Below are 24096 nucleotides of genomic sequence, written 5' to 3' on the forward strand. Positions count from 1 at the left end.
ATTTATCCTTGGCTTCGGTACGCATCATCCGTCCGAAAAAATTGTATGATTTTCCCTTTTTTCTCCAATTTGGAGCGTAGGCGATTAATATCGGCCTCAAGGGTTTGGAATTCCATTTCACAGTACTGCGTATGTTCAGATTTTTCCTTACCCAGTTCGATACTGTTGATATCCGCCCCCATTTTTGCCATATAGGTGAGCAAATCGGCAAGTACCCCTTTAGCACTTTGCATGCTTATAATCAGGTGGTAACGGAAATAGTGCTGTGCCTTCCAGCGCACAAATACCATCGGTTCTCTGCGATCGATCATCCCCGCAGCATTTTTACACATTTTGTGATGAATATGAGCCTTCCCTTCTTGCAAAAAGGCAACAATTTCATCCCCAGTTTTTGGATGACAGCAATAATCAAATACTGCATCACCTACATTATTGTTAGAATAGATTTCCAATGACGCAAAAACATACGGTTTAACTCTAAAGCGATTACGCGATAAAAAAGCACTAAAGCGATTATTTTCACCTAATTCCTGGGTAAAACGGTTCACTGTTTCTTTGAGTAAATCAAGCTCACTCGGAATACGATGACGCTGCTCTTCAAGATGCGTTTCGCGGAACAACTCCTCAATACGAACAGGATCCATATTAAAAATAGTGCTTACTATATTGATGCCCGATTCAGTATCAATAGCACGGATGCGCTGATTACAATTGGCACGCATACTCGCTTTGGCACGGGAAGTTTTTACGGCGTCGATCCAACTGCAGCGATTGATTTTTTTCGATGCAGTCGTAATTTTAACAATATCGCCATTGTGAAGTTCACTGAGGAGTGACGCTTTTTCTTTGTTAATCAAACATCCCTCGGCACTATCGCCGATCTCCGTATGAACCGCGTATGCAAAGTCAAGGGCGACAGCACCGCGAGGAAGAGTAAACGGTTTTCCTTTCGGTGAAAAGACACTGATATCTTCACTGAAAAGATCGTTTTTTATGAGCTCATAAAAGGCTTCTACCGATTCATTTTGATATTGTAGATTATGGAGCCAATCAAGGCTGATAGGGTTGTTTCCGCCGCTTTTGTATTTCCAGTGTGCCGCAACACCGAGTTCCGCCGTTTTATGCATCTCATAGGTACGAATCTGAACTTCAAAAATCGCCGTAGAATCAAAAACTGACGTATGTAATGTCTGATATCCATTTTCTTTGGGAATCGCGATGTAATCTTTAAAACGTGAGCTAAGCGGCTGAAAGTTAAGATGAACCATTCCAAAAACACGATAACAATCCAACGGTTTTTTCACTAATATTCGCACCGCTAAAAGATCAAGTATCTCATCGATACTGATCCCTTTTCGTTGCATTTTAAGGTAAATGGAATAGTGATGTTTGACACGGCTAAGAATTTCAAAATCGTCCTGACAAAAACCGTTTTCTAACATCATTTTGGTCAATTTTTCGCAAAAATCGCTCAACCTTGCATTGATAGAGCGAAAATTCTCTTCCAAATACATATCGATAGCTCGTTTTTCTTCAACAAAGAGATACTGAAAACTTAGATCTTCTAAAAGGTTTTTGAGAAATGAAATACCTAAACGGCTTGCAACAGGAGCATAAACGACGAGAGTCTCCTCAGCAATACGGTGTTGTTTTGCCGGAGGAAGTGCTCCGAGCGTAAGCATATTATGGAGTCGGTCACAGAGTTTAACCACCAAGACCCGGACATCTTCAATCGATGCAATGAGCATTTTACGGAAGGACAACGCTGAAACAACAAGCTTTTCATCCGAATTCGACGGAATAAGTTCTGCATCGCGAATCGTATCGATTTTCGTCAGACCCTCAACCAAATGAGCGACATCGACACCGTAATCTCGGCTAATCTCTTCGATTGTGATATGAGTATCTTCGACTACATCGTGCAATAATGCGGCAATAACCATTGCCTCATCACCTGTAATATTAGCAACGATGGAGGCAACTAAAACAGGATGGACGATGTAGGGCTCACCACTTTTGCGGAATTGATTATGATGGGCTTGCTGGGAAAATGCAAGAGCATTTTGAATCGCAGAAGAAGGAAGAATATGTTTGTAGAGGTGTGCTATAGCACCCTCAACATCATTGATTCCAGTTAGTTTTTCAATATCTATCGTATTCAATGATGTGACTTTAGCGAAAAATTAGTCTCGGTCTACAAAGCCTTTGATAGTGATGTGCCCTTCAGCAATCTCCATCAAAGCAATGTCTGCCGTTTTAGCTTTTTTCATATCGACATTTAGTTTCGTAGTAGCACCGTTAAGAAGCTCTTCTGAGCGTTTTGCGACGGCGATAGCCAATTGGTAACGGTCGATATTAGCAGTTTCAAGTGCTTTTGCAGTGAGTTGTTCGAGTCTCATGATTTTTCCTTAGGTTGGGATTTATTGTACGATAGAGCAACTTGCTAAGTTACCCTGAATGATTTCGAGAAGATTACCCGGAGTGAACATGTCACATACGATGATCGGCAATTTGTTCTCTTTCGCCAATGCAATGGAGGTATCATCCATTACTTTAATATGGTCTTGCAACGCTTGCTCGTAACCGAGTTTCGGAATCTTAATCGCATCATCGAATTTTTTAGGGTCTTTGTCGTAAACGCCGTCTACTTTGGTCGCTTTGATGATCACCTCAGCTCCGATTTCAATCGCACGGAGTGTTGCGGCAGTGTCGGTCGTAAAGAACGGATTTCCTGTCCCTGCGGCAAAAATCACTACTCGACCACGTTCCAAATGACGTGTTGCACGACGAACGATAAACGCTTCAGCAATCTGTTCCATTTTGATAGCACTTTGAACACGGACCAGCATCCCTTCATGTTCACACGCTTCTTGCATCGCAATCGCATTGATCACGGTTGCCAACATCCCCATGTAGTCACCTGACGTTCGACGGATAATTCCGTCTTGTGCTGCGGTAACACCTCGAATGATATTACCGCCGCCGATGACGATGCCCACTTCAATCCCCGCATCAACGAGGGTTTTGATCTCTGTAGCAATAAATTTAAGGATTTTCGTATCGATGCCGTAACCGTTTTCACCAGCCAATGCCTCGCCGGAGAACTTTACTAAAACACGTTTATAGCCCATACAACCCCCTTTGTAAATGTCGGGTATTATACTTTATCGTCGCTTTAAGGTTGCTTTGATTACACTAAGCCAATAACAAGAGAAGGAAAATCAAGGGTGAAGCTGTTCGATACCATCAAGGCTTGGTTCATTCCGTTGCCGATGCATTCTGCTCCACGCTACGGAAGAGGGATTCATGCCCTCCCTAATCCGCAGGAAAAAGAGTTGTTTGAGAGTGCTTCAGAGGCATTAATCCATGGTGACATCCTCAGTGGCTATGAATATTTTTTATCTTCACTGATCCATCAAGATAGTTCATTTCCCCGTCCGCATCTGAGTATCGAACGTGAGGAAGGGGTACTCCGATTCAGCCTTTTCCAAGGATACGCGTTAATCAAAGGAATAATTACCCCGACATCACTCGAAGCGTACGCTGATATTGCCCTCAGTGAAAAACTCCACGTGGCAGTAAAACGCCGTTTTTTAGAACGTAATTTTCAACTTACCTACTGTCGTTTTAGCGATTCAGAAGGGGTCATTCGGCTCTCTATTCGACTGGATAACGCAACAATCACCCCTCAAAAAATCTTTTTTCCTCTACGTGAAATCGCCCTCAACGCTGATTTCGAAAAAGAGTTTATCGCTAGCGAATTTGACGAGACAGCCCTTCTAGATTATGACCATTTACGTCCTATTGATCCTATTAAGATTCAACGAAACTATGAGATGATGCAAAAATGGCTTATAGAGACCAAACAGAGTCTGATCGGTCTTTTATCCAATGACAATACCGGCATGGCTTCGTTTAGTTATCTCACTCTCTTACTCCAAATCGATTATCTCCTTCTTCCTCATAAAAAAATGGCAAAAAATATCAGTGAAAAAATAAACGGCTATTTCATGGACGATGAGAAGCTCACCGAAGATAAAAACGCTGACTTGGAAAAGTACCTAAATGAGCTCGAAGCGATGGATATCGATATTTTTGCAACCCAATTTTATGATTCTGCCTATACCTTTTCTCCGTTCGAACAGGCTATGCACGATGAAATAGCCTCTTTTATCGATGAATCGTTAAATAAAGTACGGTGGTACAAAAACAACCGTTCTAATTATGTCATCCCCGTGATTTACCGCTACATTTCCCTCTATATTCTCTACAATTACGGTCTGCACCCCTCACTTCGGGCCTTATTCCATCTACACATTGAAGTGTACGCGCATAATTTTTTCGAGGGAGAAGGAGAGATACCGCTATACAATCCCGCCACTCGAACCTTCAAGCAAAATCTCATAGCTCAGCGGTTGAGTGAAGCAATAGAACCGTATATGAACCGATACAAGGGGCTGCGCAATTTTGCCGATCTTATCGACTATACCGATTTGGATCATTTCAGCCAAAGTTTTTATCTGCAAGTCAAAAATCTCGATTATACGGAACTCTAGGGTGAATACAGCAACTCAAAAAATGGTCGAACAAACGATCGAAAGCATTGTCCAAATCACGAATCCATACGGGAGCGGAAGTGGGTTCCTGATTGATGGTCTCATCATTACGAATTCCCATGTCGTCAGCGGTCTCAAAGAGGTGCTTATCAGTACCAAAACTCTCCCGAAAACGATAGGAACCGTCGTTTATGATGACCCCGCCTTCGATCTGGCATTTATCCGATCTCCTATTCCCATCGAGCACAATCATCCGTTGATCCTCTCTTCTGTCTCGGTGCAGGACGGGGATGGAGTTATCGCAATCGGTCACCCTTACGGTCTGAACTATTCCACAACAGAGGGGATTGTCTCCAAAGCATCCCGCTTACAGGGAGAAGTTGAATACATCCAGTTTGATGCCGCCATCAATCCCGGAAACAGCGGAGGCCCTCTGCTCAACGAGTCTGCTGAAGTAATCGGTGTCAATACTTTTATCATCCAAAATTCAAACAATTTGGGGTTCGCACTCCCTTCCTACACGCTCAAAGAAGCACTGGATCAGTTTCATGCGCTGCACCAAGATGATATCATCCGCTGTGTATCGTGCAAAAATTTGATTCATGAACTCACCATCCACAATGACTATTGCCCCAAATGCGGTACGAAACTCGAAGTTGCTAAACGTCGGCGCGAGGGATATAAGCCCTCCGGTGTTGTAGCATTGGTTGAGAAGATTTTGGAAACATTGGAAATTAATGTTACCCTCTCCCGACGAAGCCAGCGAAGTTGGCGTTTCGAGAGAGAAAATTCGCGCATCGACATTAACTATTACGACAACGGAATTGTAATCGCCGATTCGGCACTCTGTCGTATCCCGCAAGAGAATATTGACTTATTGTATGATTATCTTCTCCGTGAGAATGCAAGGTTGGATCGGTTACAATTTTCGATCAACGAAAATACCGTTTTCTTCTCTTATATCGTTGTTGATTCCTCTATCAGCGAAGAGTATGGAACAATGTCTCTCAAAAAACTTTTTGACAATGCTCCGCTATACCAAAAACTTCTAATCGAACAGTTTAAAGCGTTGGAACCGAAGTTTGATGAGTTTGAATAAGCGCTGAGACTGCCTCTTTTTGCGAGAAATCCGCTCCCATACTGATGATAAACGATGAGGCTTCTTGGAGACTTAAAGATGTTTTTTTAATCAATGATTCATCCACCAAAACCGTATAACCGCTCGTAGGATTTGGGGAAGTTGGGATAAACACTACACAGATATTTTCATGACGGTTTAAAAGATACGCCGGAACCCACAACCCCTCTTTGGGGTATTCAACCAAAACAACTTCTTTTTTTGTCCCGTCCTCACCACCTGAGAGCATCGCAGCAAGTTTTTTCGAAACCGAATAGACCGAACGGATAGCGGGAATTTTCTCAAACGTTGTGTCAATCATTGAGATAAAAATAGAACGTCCGTATTTTTCAATCGAAAACCCTAAAAGGGCAAAAATACCGACAACTCCGGCCATCAATGCCAACGTCACTTCAAAAGAATCGGTGTAATCATGCAGCGACGAGTAAGCGCTGACACCTAAATTTTTTAAATAATTGACCACAACGATCACCAAAATCAAAGGGAAAAGAGACAATGCCCCAACAAAGATATAACGAAGTAGTAGTTTGATTTTTGCACTCATTTGAGTAAACCTTTTTAATATGACAAATTGTCGAATTATAGAATACTTTTTGATACACTTTACTACAATATCGCAACTATAGGAGAACCAATGCAACCTTTTGCCGATTTTAAACTCGATTTAGAGACTTTTATACCCGATTTGAATGCCCTGATCGAAATGAACCACAAAACCATTACCGAGTTATTGGCTATACCCAACAAAACCTACGCCAATTTTGTCCGCCCCTTTGATTTTATGGAAGAGGACATGGAACTTCTTTTCACTCCGTTATCGCACGTCAATGCCGTTAAAAATTCGGAAGAATCTCAAAAAGTATACGCAAACGCACTACCAATTTTGACCGATTATTCTACCTTTATCGGACAAAATCTTGCTATTTACGAAGCATTTAAACAAATAAAAACACATGAATATAATAGTCTCAATACGGAACAACGCCGCATCTTAGATCTCAATATTCTCCATTTTGAACTCGCCGGTGCTCATCTGGATGAAGATTCCAAACAACGCCTTTCTGAAATTAATCTTCGTAAAAGCACCCTCACCAACGATTTTTCTCAAAACGTCCTCGATGCCACTAATGCCTATGAAAAAATCATCACCGACGAAGCCGATGTAGCAGGAATACCGGAGAGCGATTTGGAAAATGCCCGTTTTGAAGAAGACAATGTCACAAAATACCGCTTTACACTCCAAATGCCCTCTTATATCGCCTATATGACATATGGTATGAACCGCGATATCCGCGAGGAACTTTACCGTGCCTATACCACCCGTGCACCGCAAAATGAAGCCATTATCGATGAGTTAATGGCCCTTCGCCAAGAGAGTGCAAAACTTTTGGGCTTTGAGAACTACGCCGAGTATTCTCTTGCTTCCAAAATGGCACCCAGTGCAACAAGTGTTTTAAAATTTCTGGAAGGACTGATCGAAGCGTCCCGGAAACAGGGGATGCGTGAACTCGAAGAACTTCGCGCTATCGCACCGGATATCGATCTGCAAAGCTATGACACCGCATTCTATGGCGAAATACTCAAAAAGGCCCAATACGATATTGATGAAGAGCAATACCGCCCCTACTTCGAACAGCATAGTGTTCTGGAAGGAATGTTCACTTTTTTAAATGAACTTTTCAGTATCCGTTTCGTCCGGCAAAACATCGAACTGTGGGATGAAAAAGCACGTGTCTATGACATATATGAAGGTGATGTACTCAGAGCACGGGTCTATTTTGATCTTGAAGCCCGCAAAAACAAACGCGGCGGTGCATGGATGCACAATTTCCAAACCCATTGTGAAGATACAACCGGATGCACACATCTCTCCAGCGCTTTTGTTGTTTGTAACTTCCCCCCCTCATCAGAGAGCTCTCCATCACTTCTAAGACACGATGATGTCGTGACCCTCTTTCATGAGATGGGGCATACCCTCCATCACCTGCTGAGTAAGGTCAAAGAACACGGCGTTAGCGGAGTCAACGGCGTTGAATGGGATGCAGTGGAATTTCCATCCCAATTTTTAGAAAATTTTGCCTATGAGCCAAAAGTTCTGAAACTTTTTGCAAAACATTATGAAAGCGGTGAAACTCTCAGCGATGAAATGATTGCGAAACTCATCCGTGCCAAGAACTTCCAAAGCGGGATGTTCATGCTTCGACAGATCGAGTTCTCCCTCTTTGATTTCGAACTGCATTCCAAACTCTATCAGGGAAAAGAGATTCAAACCCTTTTGGACAGTGTTCGTGCCAAAACATCGCTTATTAAACCTCCTGCGTACAATAAATTCCAAAACGGCTTTGGGCATATCTTCAGCGGCGGATACAGTGCAGGGTATTACAGCTATAAATGGGCAGAAGTGCTCAGTGCCGATGCCTATTACGCTATCGTCGATGAAGGAGTTTTCGGTTCTGACCTTGCCCAAAAATATAAAGATGTTGTATTAGCTAAAGGAGGTAGCCAAAGCATGCAGGAATTATTTGTTGAAATGATGGGTCGTGAATGTGACAGCAAAAATCTTCTCCGTCTTAACGGGATTGAATAAATGCGGCTGGTTTGGATTTTAGCATTGATGATATCATTTTTAGGAGGAGTCGAAGTGAAAATAGCAAGCTATAACGTCGAAAATCTATTCGACATGAACAATGACGGAACTGAATACGAAGAGTATATTCCAAACGGTGACTGGGGCTGGAATGAAGAGATGTACCGAACCAAACTCCGCAACACAGCAAACGTTATTAAAGGCATCGGAGCCGATATTATCGGATTGCAAGAGATTGAATCGGAAGCAGCGCTCAAAGATCTCAAAGCAGAGCTAAATCGCCAAGGATTATATTATCAATATTATGCTTTTGCCAAAACTAGAAATTCGGCAGTCAATACCGCACTCCTCAGCCGATATCCGATTCAAAGTGCCCTCAAACATCCTGTCAACTATAGCGGAAAATACCGAGATATCCTTGAAGCTAAAATATCTGTTGAGGGGAAAATACTACGAGTTTTTGTCAACCATTGGAAATCCAAAAGCGGACCTGAAAGTGAACGGATAACGTGTGCGAAACGGCTTCTTCTACGACTCAAAGAGCTTCCCGAAAATGAGCCATTTGTCCTCGTCGGTGATTTTAACTCCCATTACGAAGAATACAAAACTTTTCTCAAAAGTCGTAAACACAATGATACAGATGGTATAACCGGGATAAATCATATTCTACACACTATCGATGATGACGAAAATCCAATTACCTATAGCTCTTTAACAAAGGACAATGAGCATCTTTACAACCTTTGGTATGAACTGGATGAAGAGAAACGCTGGAGCCATCAATATAAAGGAAAAGGGGAAGGGCTGGACAATATCATCATCTCTCCTGCACTAGCGGATGGAAAAGGAATAGAGTATGTACGGAGAAGCTTCGGACGTTTCGACGCTCCCTATCTTTTCAATAAAGGCAAAATCTACCGTTGGCAACAAAGCCGTAAGTACCCTAAACATCATTTGGGAGAAGGATATTCAGATCATCTGCCGATTTTTGCTTTGTTTCGAATGTAATATATTGTGGCTATAATAGCCTTATGGAACCAAATAAACTAAGCCAATATTTACTCTATCAGCTCTATCATTCACGAGTTCTCCTACATTCTATCCAAGAAAGTGGGAAAGTGGAGCAAATTCATGAGTATCGGGTTGCTCTTCGTCGCATCCGTTCTCTCGTTAAACTTTTCCTAAAAGAGTCGATGCCCTTTCCAAAAATATTAAAAGCTGCTATGCAAGAGACCAATTCGATTCGTGAACTCGATGTGCTTATCAGTTCACTTTCACGATCCAAATACCCTAAACTTTTTAAACATCTTTCCAAACTCCGTAAACAAAACTTTAAAACCGTTTTTACATCCACCTATCTGAATAGAACACTCTCATTGATCGATGAATATTCAAATCTCCTTGCTCAAGACAATCCCGATTTTATCTCCGAAATATTGATTCAAAAGGTGCTTACCCATTATCAGCATTGTTTAGATACATTTCTAGCTTTGGACAGTAACGCCGACTCTAAGACGCTCCATCGCCTCCGAATAGAGTTTAAAGATGCACGCTACGGTTTCGAGTTTTTAGAGATTTCAGATTTGCATCAATGCAGGGAAGTGATTGCACATTGCAAACAACTCCAAAACATATTAGGAGCAATCCAAGATACCGTCAATCAAATCGATCTACTCAAAAAAATCTATCAGGAATTTCCCTCATCCGAGGTCAAAGAACTTTTACAAAAGCAGAAAAAAGAGCTTCAAAAGCTCAAAGACACCACTCGATCGGAACTATCTGCATCGATTTGAGATATTCGTTCGTTTGGCTAAACGGTTTTGAACCGAAAAATCCCCGATACGACGAAAGAGGAGATGGATGAGGGGCTGTAAGAATTCGATGTTTACTCGGATCAATAAGTGAAGCTTTTTTCCCTGCCGGAACGCCCCAGAGGATAAATACGATGTGCTCACGTTGTTCACTAATCGCTCTAATTACTTGATCGGTAAAACGTTCCCATCCTCGGTCTTTGTGTGAAAAAGGCTCACCCGAGCGAACCGTGAGAAGTGTATTGAGGAGTAATACCCCCTCGTGTGCCCAATGACTCAAATCACCGCTTTTTGGGAACGAACATCCGATATCAGCAACAAGCTCTTTAAAAATATTTTGTAGCGATGGAGGAAGCGGTACACCGTACTGTACTGAAAATGACAACCCATGCGCCTGCCCTGCACCATGATAAGGGTCTTGTCCTAAAATAACGACTTTTACATCCTCGAAGTGGGTAGAATTAAAAGCATTGAAGATATTGCTTCCATGAGGAAAAATCGTATAGTTTTTTTTCTCTTCGATCAAAAACTCTTTCAACTCCTCCATATAGGGATGAGCGAACTCAGTCTTTAGTGCCTCTTTCCAGCTCTCATGGATAATCGGAGAAATACTCATCCAATTACTTTAAAATATCATCATCAAAAATGACCATTTCATAAATACTTCGTTTCGTGACCAAAGATTTTTCAGGAGGTACACCGCTGGATGAACGTATTCGAGCGATTTCTGCACGCAGTTCCATCATCTCTTGCTCCATCGCTTCCATTTTATCTTTGAGACGGATCACAACATCGACACCTGCGAGATTTACACCCACCTCGCGAGTTAGACGTAAAATCATTTTAATCTTTTCAATGTCACGTTGAGAATAAAGACGAATACGTCCGTCCGAGCGCGAAGGGGCGATCAAATTTTCCCGTTCATACTGACGAAGGGTTTGAGGATGGATATCCAAAATCTTGGCAACAATACTGATCATATAAACCGGTTCGTCAAAATGGTGCATCTTCTACTCCTGCGGCAATGATTTTTTCATTTGTTCAACCAATGCCGAATCAATTTTATCAACAGGTGGTAAAACGATATTGGCTTTAAGATACAAATCTCCACGAACATTGCTCTGGCGGTTCATAACTCCCATCTCTTTAAGACGGAAACGCTGACCGTTTTTGGTATTTTCAGGAACCTTTAGTGTGACCTCTTTTTCAAGCGTCTGAATGCTTACTTTACCACCGAAAAGGGCGGCATATAGGGGAACGTTAAACGTTTTTACGAGATTATCCCCTTCACGTTCATACTCAGGATTTTGTCCGACATCAATACGAAGATACAAATCGCCCGCCTGATTTCCCGCACGTTTTCCTTTACCGCGAACACGGAGTTTCTCACCGCTTTTGATCCCTGCGGGAATTTTAATATCGAAACTATCACCCGATAAACTAATAGAGTGTTTTCCCCCCAATACAGCTACTGCAAACGGGATCGTGACATTCGCATCGATGTCGAGGTTCATCCCTCCACCGCCGAAACCGCCGCCAAATCCGGTATTTCCGCCAAATCCGCCAAATCCGCCGCCGCCACCGAAGCCGCCGCCACCGCCGAACATACTGCGTAAGATTTCATCCAAATCGACATTCCCACCCTGCCCGCGAGCAAAATCATGGAAATTTTGACCGCCGAACATCGAATCCCCGTACTGATCGTATTTGGCACGCTTCTCTTTATCACTGAGAACTTCGTACGCTGCGTTGATCTCTTTAAATTTCTCTTCAGCAGCAGGGTCTTTGTTCACATCGGGGTGATACTGACGAGCCAGTTTGCGGTACGCTTTTTTAATCTCCGCTTCACTTGCGCCGGGAGCTATTTCGAGTGTAGTGTATAAACTTTTTGACATTTTTATAATCCTGTTTTTAACATAGTAATTTATTTGTTAGATATTATAGCACCAAGTTTGAGTCAATGTCAATCAAGGTTTAAAAGAAGAGTTCGTAGATTAGGGAGATGGAGAGATTTTAGAGTTGCGCCTTATAGACGCAACTATTTTTAGTATCAATAGACTTCTTTTCGGTGTGCAACTCTGATAATATGGATTACAAGCTGATCATTAATTTTTTCATAGATAACTCGATAATCTCGTAATCGTAGACGATAAAAACCGTCCCATTGACCATGAAGTTTTTTGATCTTAGAAAGTTTCATCATTTCGATCTCGTACTGAGCATCATAGTTTTCGATGAACAGCGAGAGTGATTGGACGATAAAGATTTTAACCTGATGATCGAGCTTATCTAGCTCTTTTTTGGCGGCGGGGTGAAATTCTAAGCTATAGGTGGACATTACAGCCCAAGCTCTGCTTTGATCGAATCGAAACTGATTGTCTGAACCGTACCATCACGTACCTCTTTGGAACGCTTTAGGGCAAGTTTGAGATCTAGCGTATCGAAATACTGACTCAGTGCCTCGGCTACTAAATGGCTTTTTTTCTCACCAAACTCTTCGGAAAATTCACTCAGTTCGTTTAAAATGTAATCGGGAAGTGTAAACGTTGCTTTGATCGCGTGCATCACTCTCTCCTATATAGTATTCCAAATTATACATAGTATTTGGAATATAATCAAGACAATTTTTGAATATTATGTTTTATTGCCGTCTAAAATATCGTGATTTTATATTTGCCAGTTTACTACTTCTATCAAATTCAAAAGACACTTCCACTGTTTTATCATGATCTTTACAAAACAAAGGATCATTACCTTTTATACCAGATATAACGATTTTGTTATCACTTTTTTTATTTGCGTTAATTTTCATTTGAGTTAATTTTGATAGAACTTCTTCTTTGCTTTCACCAATTTTAAAATATTTCAGAACAATTGTATTTACATCAATTTTATTTTCTTGTATTTTCAAAACATAGTCAGGTGTAATATTAGAATCGTATATTTCATTCAACATCGCTTTTTCATCTTGTGCACTTATATTACTAGAGTGGATTAATGAATTACAACACGCATTTAATCCAATAATCAAAGTGAACATCAAAAGTATTTTAAAAAAATTCATTATTTACCTATTTTTGTTAATTAGAGTTAATGATAATAGTGTTTTAAAACTTTATAGAAAATAAAAAGTGGATGGATTCCCGATCGAGTCGGGAATGACGGGAAAGGAGATTCTAGTGGAGGAAGTGTCGAACACCTGTGAAATAGAGTGCCATACCGTGCTCATCCGCCGCCGCGATGACTTCCTCGTCACGAACAGAGCCGCCCGGTTGGATAACGGTTTTAACACCCGCACCTGCCGCCGCATCGATAGAATCACGGAACGGAAAGAACGCTTCAGACGCTAACGCCGAACCGCTCACATCCAGACCCATCTCTTCGGCTTTGCGCAATGCACAGCGCGCCGCATCGACACGTGAGGTCATCCCCATTCCGACCGCTACCATCGCCGCGTCTTTGACGTAAACGACACAGTTTGATTTGGTCAATGACGCTACTTTGTAAGCGATCTCAGCGTCTTTCATCGCCGCATCACTCGCAACGTGTTTGGTAACGAGTTTTGCGTTAGCAACTTCTTCATGCGTTACACGGTCGGCATCTTGGAATACAAACCCGCCGTCGATGTGTTTGAAATCGATTGCATCGTTGCTGAGGGCGATACGATCATTGCCGTATTCGAAAAGTTTGAGACGTTTTTTCGGCTCAAACACCGCACGTGCTTCATCGTCGATACGTCCTGCGATAATCACTTCGAGGAACATCTCGTTCATTTTCTCCGCCAACGCTTTGGTCACGACACCGTTCACCGCGACTACACCGCCGAATGCAGAAATCGGATCGCATTTAAGAGCCTCATTATACGCATCGAGGAGGTTTTCACGGATCGCAAAGCCGCACGGGTTACCGTGTTTGACGATACAGATCGCGTTTTCATCCCCGAACGCCGCCGCGATTTTCACCGCACCGCTGATGTCGGTGAGGTTGTTGAAGCTCGCTTCCCCTTTGAGGGTTTTGAAGTTTTTGGAGAAGAACGTATCAAACTCGTACAAACCGCCCTTTTGGTGAGGGTTTTCGCCGTAACGGGTATCCATCACTTTGTTTCCGACGATGAACTGTTTAGAGCCCATGCCGTTGTTAAAGCGTTTGTTCATGTAGTTGGCGATCATCGAATCATACGCCGCTGTGTGCTCATACGCTTTGATCATGAGATCACGGCGGAACTCTACGGTATTTTCACCGTTTGAAATCGCATTAAGAACGAGTGAGTAGTCTGACGGGTCGGTAAGGATGATAACACTGTCGAAATTTTTCGCCGCAGAACGTACCATCGCAGGACCGCCGATGTCGATATTTTCGATGATCTCTTCAAAATCGTCGGTTTTTTCAATCGTTGCTTTGAACGGATAGAGGTTGACACATACCAAATCGATCGCCTCGACACCGAGTTCGACCGCTTGATCGAGGTGTGATTGTTTGTCACGTCGGTGTAAAATACCGCCGTGGATGTATGGATTGAGAGTTTTAACACGCCCTTCAAAACACTCAGGGAATTTGGTCACCTCATCGATTTCGATGGCACTTACACCCGCATCTTTGAGCATTTTGTACGTTCCGCCCGTAGAGATGATTTGATAGTCCAAACCGATAAGAGATTTGGCAAATTCAACGATGTTGCTTTTATCGCTGACACTGAGCAATGCACGCTTCATGCAGTTCCTTTGATTGGGTCGTATGCCCATAAATTAATGGTGGAATTGTAGCAAATGGTGGTTTAGGGGAAGGTAAATTGAGATAAAATTCTTCTATGAAACCCTATATTCACCCTTTTCCACCCATCCTTGATGGGCATACCCGTGTTCTTTTCCTTGGAAGTTTCCCCAGCATCGCTTCATTTGAGCAAGCCTTTTACTATGCCCATCCCCGCAACGCCTTTTGGCCGATACTCGAAACGATTTTTGATGTACATTTGGAAACCAATGAGGCGAAAAAAGCATTTTGCCTCGAAAAGGGGATCGGGTTGTGGGACGTGATCGGTTCATGTGAGCGGAGCAATTCGAGCGATACGAATCTGAAAAACTGCATCCCGAATGATTTTGAAAAACTGTTACGTGAGTATCCCAATATCCAAGTCCTCGCCTTTACCGGGAAAAAAAGCCATGATCTGTTTATGAAGATTTATAAAGATGTGAAGATTGAAAAAGTACTTCTCCCCTCCACGTCACCCGCTCATGCGGCAATGAAGTTCGAGGAGAAAAAAGATATCTATGAAATTTTTATCAAAAAGTATTTAACTGTTTAAAACCTGCTCAAAAATATTTTTAGCCGCCTTCCAGCGATCCCCTTTGGCGTGCATCATTACGATAATGCAGTCTTTACCATCTTTTTTCGCCCGAGCAATCAGACACGCTCCCGCTTTTGCGGTGTAGCCTGTTTTAATTCCAACCGCGTATTCGTATCGGTTCAACAGACGGTTATGAGTATAGGCATAAAATTTCTTATGGGCGTTTTGTGAGTAATAGGTGTATTCGTTGAGTTTACTGATTGCGTTAAATTTACTGTTTTTAATCGCATATTCGGACATTCTCAACAAATCTTTCGGCGTGGAATAGTGCTCTTTATCATCGTATCCACAGGGGTTGGTAAAGTGGGTGTGAACCATCCCGATCCGTTTTGCTTTGGCGTTCATCATCTCGACAAAATGTTCTTTGTCTCCGCCGACAGCAATTGCAATAGCCATCGCGGCGTCGTTATTCGACTGGATCATTGCCGCTTTAACCAAATCTTCCAAAATGATTTGATCGCCTCGTTTGTATCCGGCAATCGTCGGTTCAACTTTTGTCATTTCCCGTGTAATCGTTACGGTCTGATTCAGATGTCCGTGCTCAATAGCCAATAAAGCAGTCATCACTTTCGTAAGACTGGCCGGTTTGAGCTCTTTTAGCGGTTCTTTCGAATATAACGTCTTTTTTGCACTTAAATCTTTTACGATAATAGCTTCTACTTCAAGTTTGCCCATTTCTGCTTTATTGATCTCGGCAAATAAACTCACTGAACATGTCAAACATAATGCGACTAATTTTTTTATCATATTTTCTACCTCTTTGATAATTCTAACATACTGAAGCAAACCCTATGCCACATACTCTACTTTTATTAATCGACAAAGTAGATTTTTTTTTTAAAATCGCTATCGGGAGGTTATGGTAAAATTCACATCGCCAAAAGGGGAATGATGCGACGATTGAGACGTTTATTTGTCATGTTATTTGTTGTATCAACCCTATTAGGGGCAATGCATGAGATCATTCACCATCATCATCACGATATGGATGGACATGCCGAAGAAAGTTGTCCTATTTATCTTCTCACACAAACAATTGCTGTACCGACAGAAGCGTATCAACTTCCCTCACTTGCATTCGTGTATGAGCCTTTTATCGGACGATCTTTACCTAAACCTATTGATTCGATCATCTCCTCGCGAAGCCGTTCACCTCCTATTGCTTAATCTCCTTTCTTACTAACCAAACCATTTTTATCATTTAACAATTAGGATATTTCTATGAAAAAAACTCTCTCTATCGTTGCGTGTGCAGCATTATGCACTTTTGCATCGGCAAACGATCTCCAACTGGACAAAATTACCGTTGATGGCACTACCCCTGTCCTTCAGCACAAAGGTTCTCTCAAAGATTTGGTTGAAAAAACAGAAATGATCGACAAAAATGAGATCACGCAAACCCAATCGGCCACACTTGCCGATGTCATAAGTAAACAAGCCGGTATCAGTGTTACAACAGGCTGTTCCATCTGCGGGCTCAAACGAGTTCAAATGAATGGGCTCAAAGGGGAACATACGACCGTGTTGGTGGATGGGATCCCGTTTAACTCAACCGTTTCGAGTTTTTACGGTATGGACGCCATCGGCACTGCGGATATTGAAAGTATCGAGATAGCACGCGGTTCAGGGATGTCCCTAACCGCCCCCGAAGCGATCGGGGGGACTATCAACATTATCCCTCGCAAACCGCGTGCCAACGGTGTCGAAGTTGATCTCTCCATGGGAACATTGGGGACTAAAAATTATTCAATCCTCGGCGAAGCGATGAGCGCAGATAAAAAAACGGGGGTACTCGTTTCCGCATCGTACCACGATCAAAATCAGGTAGACAATGATCACAACGGTGTCAGCGAATCTCCGAGTCTGGAAAATCAATCCCTCTCAGTAATGTTGACACATGAGTTCTCACCTATCGATTCGCTAGAGCTAAAAGCAAGTCATTTCACCTCACATTCATTGGGAGGCCCCATGGTTTCAGAGAGCTCTGCGGTTGCCGGTTATGATGCTTCCATCCCTGCAGATCCCTCGTTTGAAGGCGGAAATGTCAATCATCCGCTTACAAGCAATGCTATGTCTGTCTTGGAACGTATCGATACAACGCGCGATGAGATGTATCTCAAACAACGTCATGCACTCAACAATGACATGAACCTTCAAACGACACTGGCTTACGCCGAACAAATACAAGATTCGCTTTATGAAGGATCCGATTATCTCAATACCGATAAAACCTATTTCGGTGATCTAAAAATCGATCATGCACTCAACAACAACCACTTCCTAACCTACGGAGCCGATGCCAAAATCGAAACTGCCCGCTCACAATCGGTGGCATTTTTCGATGTTGCCGGTAGGGATAAAGATGACTTTGATTACACGGCATTGGGACTTTATGCCCAAGACGCATGGATGATCAATGATCAAAACGAGCTCACACTCGCACTACGCGGCGCTAAAATCACCACCGATTGGCGTGCCAAAACGGCACAAGGAAATGAGATTGACGAAACATTGCTCGTTCCCCGACTCCACTGGCGTCATAACCATACGAATACTCTGACTTCGCGCTTTAGTGCCGGAATGGGATATCGCTCACCTCTCACTTTTTTTGAATCGGAACACGGTCTGCTCGATAGCGGATTTGATATGGCGATTACGGAGTTGGAAAAGTCACACGGTGCGAGCTATACCCTATCGTATGATGCCGATGGTCTGAGTGTGACCGCTTCTGCTGCCTATACGCAAGTCAAAAATCTCGCGTACATCGATGATTCCGCCGCAACTCCTGTTTTGCGTAATAGCGCCGAAGCAGTCAGTGTCAAAAACATGGATATCACCATCGGCTATGAACTAAGCGACGGACTCAATCTCTCCGGAGCCTATGAGATCTACCGATACGATGATGCATACAAGTCCCACCTCTCACTCGCCGCTATTGAACAGCGCGCACGTGTAAGTATTGATTATGATGTTAACGATTGGGAATTTTACACCGAAGCGACATGGGTGGGTGCACGCAATTTAGCACCATACGGATACGGTGATCGTTATAACGATGATCTGGCTACCTCTCCTAAAAATACAACATCACCGGCATTTGCTACCGTCGATCTCAAAATTTCCAAAGCACTTAACAAAAATTTTACCCTCTACGCAGGTGCAAAAAACTTATTTGATTATATACAAACCGACACCGAGTCACCCCTCTTCTACGATGCGGACGGCGGCTTTGATTCAGCCCATATTTGGGGACCGCTACGAGGTCGAATGGTGTATGCAGGATTAAAAGCAACATTTTGAAATATTTTTTCGTTACAATAGAGAATGCAAAGTTCATCTACTGCCCATCTTGAAATCATTAATGAACACTCTCATACCTTGCTTCAATGCAGCGGTATGTGGACATTACCGTATTTAAGTACAGTTGCCTATCAATTGGAAACATTGAATCCCGAATCTTCAGTCATTTGGGATGTTTCACACATAAGTGAAATCGATTCAGCCGGTATAGCCCTATGGCAGCTCTACCACCGCGCATTTGAGCACAAGGGACTTGAATCCAAACTCATCGGTGCCAATCCAGACCATGACAAACTCTACCGTCTCCTCTATAGCCATACATATGAACCGGAACAGCCGCCAAAAACACATTCATGGCTGTATGTTTTGGGACATGAAACCCATCAAAACATCTTAGGGATTGGGACTTTTTTAGCATTCTTAGGTGAGGCATTTGTCCTTTTAGTCTATACCCTTCTCCACCCGACGCAGATTCGTTATCGTTCCATTGTTGCCCATATTTTTGCGACAGGGGCGACTGCACTGCCTATCATCGCCCTAAGTGCGTTTTTAATCGGGGTGGTGGTTGCCTATCAAAGTATCGTTCAACTCCAAAAATTCGGAGCCGATATTTTTATCGTCGATATGATCGGCATATCACTCACCCGTGAACTTGCCCCCCTTATCACCGCTATTGTCGTTGCAGGTCGGAGCGGTTCGGCATTTACAGCTCAAATCGGCGCGATGAAAATGACTCAGGAAATCGATGCCATGAAAACAATGGGATTCGATCCCTTCACCTTTTTGGTATGGCCTCGGGTCATAGCGCTGATGATTGTCATGCCGCTTCTTATCTTTTTTGCCGACATCATCGGAATATTTGGAGGGATGGTGATTGCTCAGGCTCAATCGCATTTGAGCTTTAGCGAATTTGTTCACCGTCTACAGGGGGCACTGCCCATCAAACATTACATTATCGGCGTTGTCAAAGGACCTTTTTTCGCCTTTTTGATCGCCATAGTCAGTACTTACCGAGGATTCCAAGTTTCTATGAATACCGAAAGCATCGGTTATTACACTACCAAAAGCGTCGTAAACTCCATCTTTTTGGTCATAGCGTGTGATGCCATCTTCTCAGTTCTGCTTACAGAGCTAAAACTATGAACAGTATCATTATCGAAGCGCGCGATATCGTCACCGCCTTCGGAGATATGCTCATCCACGATCATATCAACTGCTCCATCCGTAAAAATGAGATTTATGCCCTTTTAGGGGGAAGCGGATCGGGGAAATCAACACTCCTTCGTGAGATGATTCTTCTCCAACACCCTAAAAGCGGAACCCTTAAGGTGTTAGGAATTGATTTAAATACAATTACTCCGTTGGAAGCACAGAATCTTCGACGCCAATGGGGGGTGTTGTTTCAATCCGGAGCATTGTACTCTTCACTTACCGTCGGTGAAAATATCGCAATGCTCTATCATGAGTACACCGATCTTCCCCCCAAGCTTATTAACGAGCTAGTCGGAATTAAGATAGATCTTGTGGGCCTCCCTCCTCATGCCCGATTCCTTTATCCCAGCGAGCTCAGCGGAGGGATGGTAAAGCGTGCTGCCCTTGCCCGTGCCCTCGCACTCGACCCGAAATTGCTTTTTTTAGATGAACCGACCTCCGGTCTCGATCCTCTCAGTTCACGCCAATTTGATACCCTGATAGCTCAACTTCGGGACCTGTTAGGGCTCACAGTAGTCATGGTGACTCACGATTTGGATACCATACACCACATTATCGATCGATTTGCCCTTCTGGGTGAAAAAAAAGTGATTGCCGAGGGGACACTAAACGAAGTCCTCCAATACAATCACCCGATCATCGATTATTTCTTCCAAAGGGGGTCTTATGGAATCAAAGATTAACTATACCGCTGTAGGCATTTTTGTCCTGATTTTGGGCTCTGCTCTCATCGCATTTGCATTTTGGCTCGGTAAATACAATCAAGACGAAAACAATTACCACCGTTATCGTGTCTACATCACCGAATCAGTATCAGGACTCGCCCCCGAAGCGGCAGTAAAATTTAGCGGTGTCGATGTCGGCATGGTCGAATCCATCCGCATCAACCCGCACAACAGTGAAGAGGTAGAACTGACCCTGAAAATCAAAAAAGAGACGCCGATTAAAACCGATTCTACCGCCGTATTAAAATTTTACGGGATTACGGGGCTCGCGTTTATCGAGATCATCGGAGGAAGTAAAAATGCCCCCCTTCTCAAAACCGATGCTAATACTATTGCCACTATCCCCGCCTCCTCTTCACTGATCAAACGGCTGGATGAATCACTCAGTAATGTCGCATCCAAACTCACCGTGACACTCGATCGTGCTGATCGCCTTTTCAGCGATAAAAATGTTGATAATGTCGCACAATCATTAGAACATTTACGTTCTCTTACCGCCCAAATCGATGCCTATCAAGTACAAGTAAAACAGCTATTAGCACAAAGTATCACACTCGAATCTAATGCTACCGATGCCTTGGGATCGATGAAAGAGGCTGCAGTAAGTGTCAAAACCACTTCAGGAAATTTCAACACTCTCATTCAAACCAAAATGGCAAATACCCTCGAATCGCTTCAAGCCACCTCGCAGGAGAGCCATACACTGATTCGCAAACTCGAATCCTCGCTCGATCGTGGAGATTATGATGTCCGCTCCATGGCGGCTCCGGCATCTTCCGAATTGAGTGATCTAATCGATCAAACCAAGACCCTAACGAATGAAATGGAAGCCACACTGCTCAACCTTCGCCAAAGCCCTTCCGATTTGTTATTCAAAAAATCCACCCAAAAACCCGGACCAGGAGAATAATGATAATGAAATACTTCATCCCTTTCGTCTTTACGGCTTTACTAATAATCGGGTGTTCTACACCCCTTACCCCCCCTATCAATGAGTACACCATTCTCCCCTCGGAACATCTTCAAAAGGAGAAAGCGCCATTATCGCCGCATACTCTGAGTATCGCTTCGAGTAAAACACTCCCTTCTCTTTCTTCCAAAAGTCTTTATTACCTTCGAGAAGGGGGGGAGAGCGGAGCCTATCTCTACAGTCGATGGAGTGATACCCCAGCCGTATTGATCCAACGCTCACTTACCGCTTCACTCCAAGAGAAAGGAGTGTTTACATCACTTCTCCCTCAAACATCTGCCGTACATGCCAACTGGGTGCTTGAATCAGAATTAAGTGCTTTTTATCACCGTTTCCCCAAAAACAGCAAAAGTGAAGGAGTTATCGATATTACCTATCGGCTCGTCGATACCTCAACCAAACGCTCTATGGGGTCCAAACGATTCGTCATTACCGTCGCTGCACCCACCGACAATGCCACAGGCGGCGTTAATGCACTTACTCTGGCAACCGAAGAACTATGTACTCAAGTGACGACATGGATCACTACACTCGCACAGGAGCACCCATGAAACCAAAAATCGCTATTCTCTGTTCCGGCGGAGATGTATCGGGAATGAACCCTGCCCTAAAACGGTTTGTCGAATACGCTTATGCCCGAGGGATGGAACCTTATTTTGTTCATCACGGTTTTGAAGGGCTGATCGATAATCTAATCACCCCTGCCGCTTACAGCGACGTTGCCGGAATTATTACCCGAGGCGGTACCAAAATCGGTTCTTCCCGATCAAAACGATTTATGGAGCCCGCATTCCGCTCCATTGCTGCTGAAAATCTCAAAACACATGGCATCACGATGCTGATCGTTCTGGGAGGGGACGGAAGTTTTCGGGGGATGGAACGATTTTATACCGAGCACGGAATCTCGTTTTGCGGTATCCCCTCCACCATAGACAACGATATCAACGGCACCGACTATTGTCTCGGTGTCGATACAGCTCTAGGGGTCATCAAAGAGGCTATCGATCAAATTCGTGATACCGCATCCTCATTTCGGCGGGCCTTTATCATTGAAACCATGGGGCGGAACTGCGGCTATCTCGCCCTCATTTCAGCCATCACATCCGGTGCCGAACTTTGTCTTATCCCTGAAATTCCAATTGATATTCATGAATACACAGGATGTTTTAAATCCCAAATAGCAAAAGGACGTGACTATTTTATTGCGGTAGTTTCAGAAGCGCTTAACAGCACTGAAGTAGCTCACTGGTTTGAAGAAGAACTTGGGTTTGAATCACGGGTATCAGTGCTTGGACACATTCAGAGGGGAGGAAACCCAAGTGTATACGATCGATTAATGGCCTACAAATTTGTAACCTATGCGATTGATGCTTTATCTGAGGGTAAAACCCATTCGGTCATCTGCTACACCAAAAGCCATTTCACTTTTAAAACGATTGACGAAGTTGCTCTGCACCCCTACCGTATCGATGAAGAACTCCTCAGCCTTGGACGTGAGCAATTTCTTCCATCGCACTGTCAAATGTAGGATAGAGAAATTCAAATCCGTGTTCTTGGAGTACCCGAGGATAAACCTCTTTGGAATCGAGCATAACGATCGATCCCTCTCCAAATACAAGTTTTACAATCCATTCGGGAAGATCGACAAAAGTGGGGCGGTGTAAAATCCGTCCCATCGCTTTCGTTTGCTCTAAATTGTTGATCGGTTCAGGGGAGCTTAAATTGACCACGCCGCTAATCTCCGCATGCTCGATCAAAAACGCGCACGCGCGTACCAAATCTTTCAAATGGATCCATGATATCATTTGAAACCCGTTCCCCATTTTTCCGCCCAGACCCATCTTAAACGGGGGAAGCATCTTCGCCATAGCGCCACCGCCTGCAGCATAAACGACTCCAAATCGCATAGTACATACACGTGTTTGGACTGAAGAGGCACGCATTGCCGCATACTCCCAATCTCGAACTAAAGAAGCTAAAAAATCGTCTCCCATATTGCGTGAGGACTCATCATGCTGATGATAAGCATCATATATTCCTACCGCAGAAGCATTCAGCAATGTATGGGGAGGTTCCGTACAAAGGGCTATTGCCTCTACCAGTTTATTCGTCGTATCCAAACGACTTTGACGTAAAAGTTCTTTATAGTTTTTAGTCCAGCGCCCCAATATATTGGCTCCGGCAAGATTAATAATAACATCACACCCGTCTATACTTTTTGCAATTGTCTCTGTCAAAACCGAAGTCCGGATACTGAGTGAGTGTACATCATCTCCATGTTCTTCGAAATAACGTTTTAACGCACTCCCGACAAATCCGCTAATTCCACATATCACTATTTTCATCGGCCATCCCTTATGTTAGAGTGATTGTAGCCTAACCGATGCACATGAGGTTTAAAGATAAAATTGATTCAATGGTTTAAAGGAGTTCTAATAGATGAAGGAGTTGTT

26 protein-coding genes are annotated in these 24096 nt (G+C 43.3%); 13 read left to right on the forward strand and 13 right to left on the reverse strand.

Features of this window, described 5'->3' with window-relative positions; all coding sequences use genetic code 11:
* Positions 1 to 2 precede the first annotated feature (2 nt).
* Genes PHI47_RS09990 through pyrH form a run of 3 tightly spaced genes read right to left on the reverse strand, consistent with a single transcriptional unit; the run spans position 3 to position 3131 of the window.
* Positions 3 to 2162 (reverse strand): RelA/SpoT family protein, encoded by a 2160-nt coding sequence (locus tag PHI47_RS09990; protein ID WP_299936626.1) that lies wholly within the window; start codon positions 2160 to 2162, stop codon positions 3 to 5.
* Between the two features lie 21 nt (positions 2163 to 2183).
* The gene (locus tag PHI47_RS09995) at positions 2184 to 2399 is read right to left on the reverse strand and encodes a DNA-directed RNA polymerase subunit omega (protein WP_299936628.1); all 216 of its coding nucleotides are present in this window, start codon (positions 2397 to 2399) and stop codon (positions 2184 to 2186) included.
* Between the two features lie 21 nt (positions 2400 to 2420).
* Positions 2421 to 3131, reverse strand: a complete 711-nt coding sequence (gene pyrH / locus PHI47_RS10000; protein ID WP_299936631.1) for a UMP kinase — start codon at positions 3129 to 3131, stop codon at positions 2421 to 2423.
* A 96-nt stretch (positions 3132 to 3227) separates the two neighbouring features.
* Between pyrH and PHI47_RS10005 the strand changes: the two genes are divergently transcribed.
* Together PHI47_RS10005 and PHI47_RS10010 are read left to right on the forward strand one after the other, a co-directional pair.
* Positions 3228 to 4556, forward strand: coding sequence for a hypothetical protein (locus tag PHI47_RS10005; protein WP_299936634.1), 1329 nt, complete (start codon positions 3228 to 3230; stop codon positions 4554 to 4556).
* Between the two features lies 1 nt (position 4557).
* Positions 4558 to 5655, forward strand: coding sequence for a trypsin-like peptidase domain-containing protein (locus PHI47_RS10010; protein WP_299936637.1), 1098 nt, complete (start codon positions 4558 to 4560; stop codon positions 5653 to 5655).
* Here PHI47_RS10010 and PHI47_RS10015 read toward each other — a convergent pair.
* Positions 5618 to 6238, reverse strand: a complete 621-nt coding sequence (locus tag PHI47_RS10015; protein ID WP_299936640.1) for a DUF502 domain-containing protein — start codon at positions 6236 to 6238, stop codon at positions 5618 to 5620. The two genes, PHI47_RS10010 and PHI47_RS10015, sit on opposite strands and share 38 nt — an antisense overlap.
* A gap of 90 nt (positions 6239 to 6328) precedes the next feature.
* On the opposite strand from PHI47_RS10015, the gene PHI47_RS10020 reads away from it, so the two are divergent.
* Genes PHI47_RS10020 through PHI47_RS10030 form a run of 3 tightly spaced genes read left to right on the forward strand, consistent with a single transcriptional unit; the run spans position 6329 to position 10074 of the window.
* Complete coding sequence (locus PHI47_RS10020) at positions 6329 to 8281, forward strand: M3 family metallopeptidase (protein ID WP_299936643.1); 1953 nt, start codon at positions 6329 to 6331, stop codon at positions 8279 to 8281.
* 54 nt (positions 8282 to 8335) lie between these two features.
* Positions 8336 to 9289 (forward strand): endonuclease/exonuclease/phosphatase family protein, encoded by a 954-nt coding sequence (locus PHI47_RS10025; protein WP_299936646.1) that lies wholly within the window; start codon positions 8336 to 8338, stop codon positions 9287 to 9289.
* Positions 9290 to 9312: 23 nt separating this feature from the next.
* Complete coding sequence (locus PHI47_RS10030; protein WP_299936649.1) at positions 9313 to 10074, forward strand: CHAD domain-containing protein; 762 nt, start codon at positions 9313 to 9315, stop codon at positions 10072 to 10074.
* Here PHI47_RS10030 and ung read toward each other — a convergent pair.
* From ung to purH, 7 genes are all read right to left on the reverse strand, one after another.
* Complete coding sequence (gene ung, locus PHI47_RS10035; RefSeq protein WP_299936652.1) at positions 10034 to 10708, reverse strand: uracil-DNA glycosylase; 675 nt, start codon at positions 10706 to 10708, stop codon at positions 10034 to 10036. The genes PHI47_RS10030 and ung overlap by 41 nt on opposite strands.
* A 4-nt stretch (positions 10709 to 10712) precedes the next feature.
* On the reverse strand, positions 10713 to 11099 hold the full coding sequence (locus tag PHI47_RS10040) for a helix-turn-helix transcriptional regulator (protein ID WP_299936654.1): 387 nt from the start codon (positions 11097 to 11099) through the stop codon (positions 10713 to 10715).
* A gap of 3 nt (positions 11100 to 11102) precedes the next feature.
* A complete protein-coding gene (locus tag PHI47_RS10045; protein ID WP_299936657.1) occupies positions 11103 to 11987 on the reverse strand; it encodes a J domain-containing protein in 885 nt (294 codons plus the stop codon).
* A 155-nt stretch (positions 11988 to 12142) separates the two neighbouring features.
* Complete coding sequence (locus PHI47_RS10050) at positions 12143 to 12430, reverse strand: type II toxin-antitoxin system RelE/ParE family toxin (RefSeq protein ID WP_299936659.1); 288 nt, start codon at positions 12428 to 12430, stop codon at positions 12143 to 12145.
* The gene (locus tag PHI47_RS10055; RefSeq protein ID WP_299936661.1) at positions 12430 to 12657 is read right to left on the reverse strand and encodes a hypothetical protein; all 228 of its coding nucleotides are present in this window, start codon (positions 12655 to 12657) and stop codon (positions 12430 to 12432) included. The genes PHI47_RS10050 and PHI47_RS10055 overlap by 1 nt, the downstream gene beginning before the upstream one ends.
* Before the next feature lie 76 nt (positions 12658 to 12733).
* Positions 12734 to 13156, reverse strand: a complete 423-nt coding sequence (locus PHI47_RS10060) for a DUF6393 family protein (RefSeq protein WP_299936663.1) — start codon at positions 13154 to 13156, stop codon at positions 12734 to 12736.
* 112 nt (positions 13157 to 13268) lie between these two features.
* On the reverse strand, positions 13269 to 14804 hold the full coding sequence (gene purH / locus PHI47_RS10065; protein ID WP_299936666.1) for a bifunctional phosphoribosylaminoimidazolecarboxamide formyltransferase/IMP cyclohydrolase: 1536 nt from the start codon (positions 14802 to 14804) through the stop codon (positions 13269 to 13271).
* Between the two features lie 95 nt (positions 14805 to 14899).
* Between purH and PHI47_RS10070 the strand changes: the two genes are divergently transcribed.
* On the forward strand, positions 14900 to 15394 hold the full coding sequence (locus PHI47_RS10070) for a DNA-deoxyinosine glycosylase (protein WP_299936668.1): 495 nt from the start codon (positions 14900 to 14902) through the stop codon (positions 15392 to 15394).
* Here PHI47_RS10070 and PHI47_RS10075 read toward each other — a convergent pair.
* Positions 15383 to 16183 (reverse strand): serine hydrolase, encoded by an 801-nt coding sequence (locus PHI47_RS10075; RefSeq protein ID WP_299936672.1) that lies wholly within the window; start codon positions 16181 to 16183, stop codon positions 15383 to 15385. The genes PHI47_RS10070 and PHI47_RS10075 overlap by 12 nt on opposite strands.
* A gap of 153 nt (positions 16184 to 16336) precedes the next feature.
* Here PHI47_RS10075 and PHI47_RS10080 point away from each other — a divergent pair, with 153 nt between their 5' ends.
* Genes PHI47_RS10080 through PHI47_RS10110 form a run of 7 tightly spaced genes read left to right on the forward strand, consistent with a single transcriptional unit; the run spans position 16337 to position 23171 of the window.
* A complete protein-coding gene (locus PHI47_RS10080) occupies positions 16337 to 16603 on the forward strand; it encodes a hypothetical protein (RefSeq protein WP_299936674.1) in 267 nt (88 codons plus the stop codon).
* A 54-nt stretch (positions 16604 to 16657) separates the two neighbouring features.
* On the forward strand, positions 16658 to 18736 hold the full coding sequence (locus tag PHI47_RS10085; protein WP_299936676.1) for a TonB-dependent receptor: 2079 nt from the start codon (positions 16658 to 16660) through the stop codon (positions 18734 to 18736).
* A 24-nt stretch (positions 18737 to 18760) separates the two neighbouring features.
* Complete coding sequence (locus tag PHI47_RS10090) at positions 18761 to 19879, forward strand: ABC transporter permease (protein ID WP_299936678.1); 1119 nt, start codon at positions 18761 to 18763, stop codon at positions 19877 to 19879.
* On the forward strand, positions 19876 to 20631 hold the full coding sequence (locus PHI47_RS10095; RefSeq protein WP_299936681.1) for an ATP-binding cassette domain-containing protein: 756 nt from the start codon (positions 19876 to 19878) through the stop codon (positions 20629 to 20631). Before PHI47_RS10090 ends, PHI47_RS10095 begins: the two co-directional genes overlap by 4 nt.
* Positions 20615 to 21583, forward strand: coding sequence for an MlaD family protein (locus tag PHI47_RS10100; protein ID WP_299936683.1), 969 nt, complete (start codon positions 20615 to 20617; stop codon positions 21581 to 21583). The genes PHI47_RS10095 and PHI47_RS10100 overlap by 17 nt, the downstream gene beginning before the upstream one ends.
* A complete protein-coding gene (locus PHI47_RS10105; RefSeq protein ID WP_299936686.1) occupies positions 21583 to 22194 on the forward strand; it encodes an ABC-type transport auxiliary lipoprotein family protein in 612 nt (203 codons plus the stop codon). Before PHI47_RS10100 ends, PHI47_RS10105 begins: the two co-directional genes overlap by 1 nt.
* The gene (locus PHI47_RS10110; RefSeq protein WP_299936688.1) at positions 22191 to 23171 is read left to right on the forward strand and encodes a 6-phosphofructokinase; all 981 of its coding nucleotides are present in this window, start codon (positions 22191 to 22193) and stop codon (positions 23169 to 23171) included. Before PHI47_RS10105 ends, PHI47_RS10110 begins: the two co-directional genes overlap by 4 nt.
* On the opposite strand, the gene PHI47_RS10115 is transcribed toward PHI47_RS10110, so the two are convergent.
* A complete protein-coding gene (locus PHI47_RS10115; protein ID WP_299936691.1) occupies positions 23125 to 23988 on the reverse strand; it encodes a TIGR01777 family oxidoreductase in 864 nt (287 codons plus the stop codon). The genes PHI47_RS10110 and PHI47_RS10115 overlap by 47 nt on opposite strands.
* Between the last annotated feature and the right edge of the window lie 108 nt (positions 23989 to 24096).

Origin of the sequence: Sulfuricurvum sp. (assembly GCF_028713855.1) — a bacterium.
Classification (GTDB): Bacteria; Campylobacterota; Campylobacteria; order Campylobacterales; family Sulfurimonadaceae; genus Sulfuricurvum.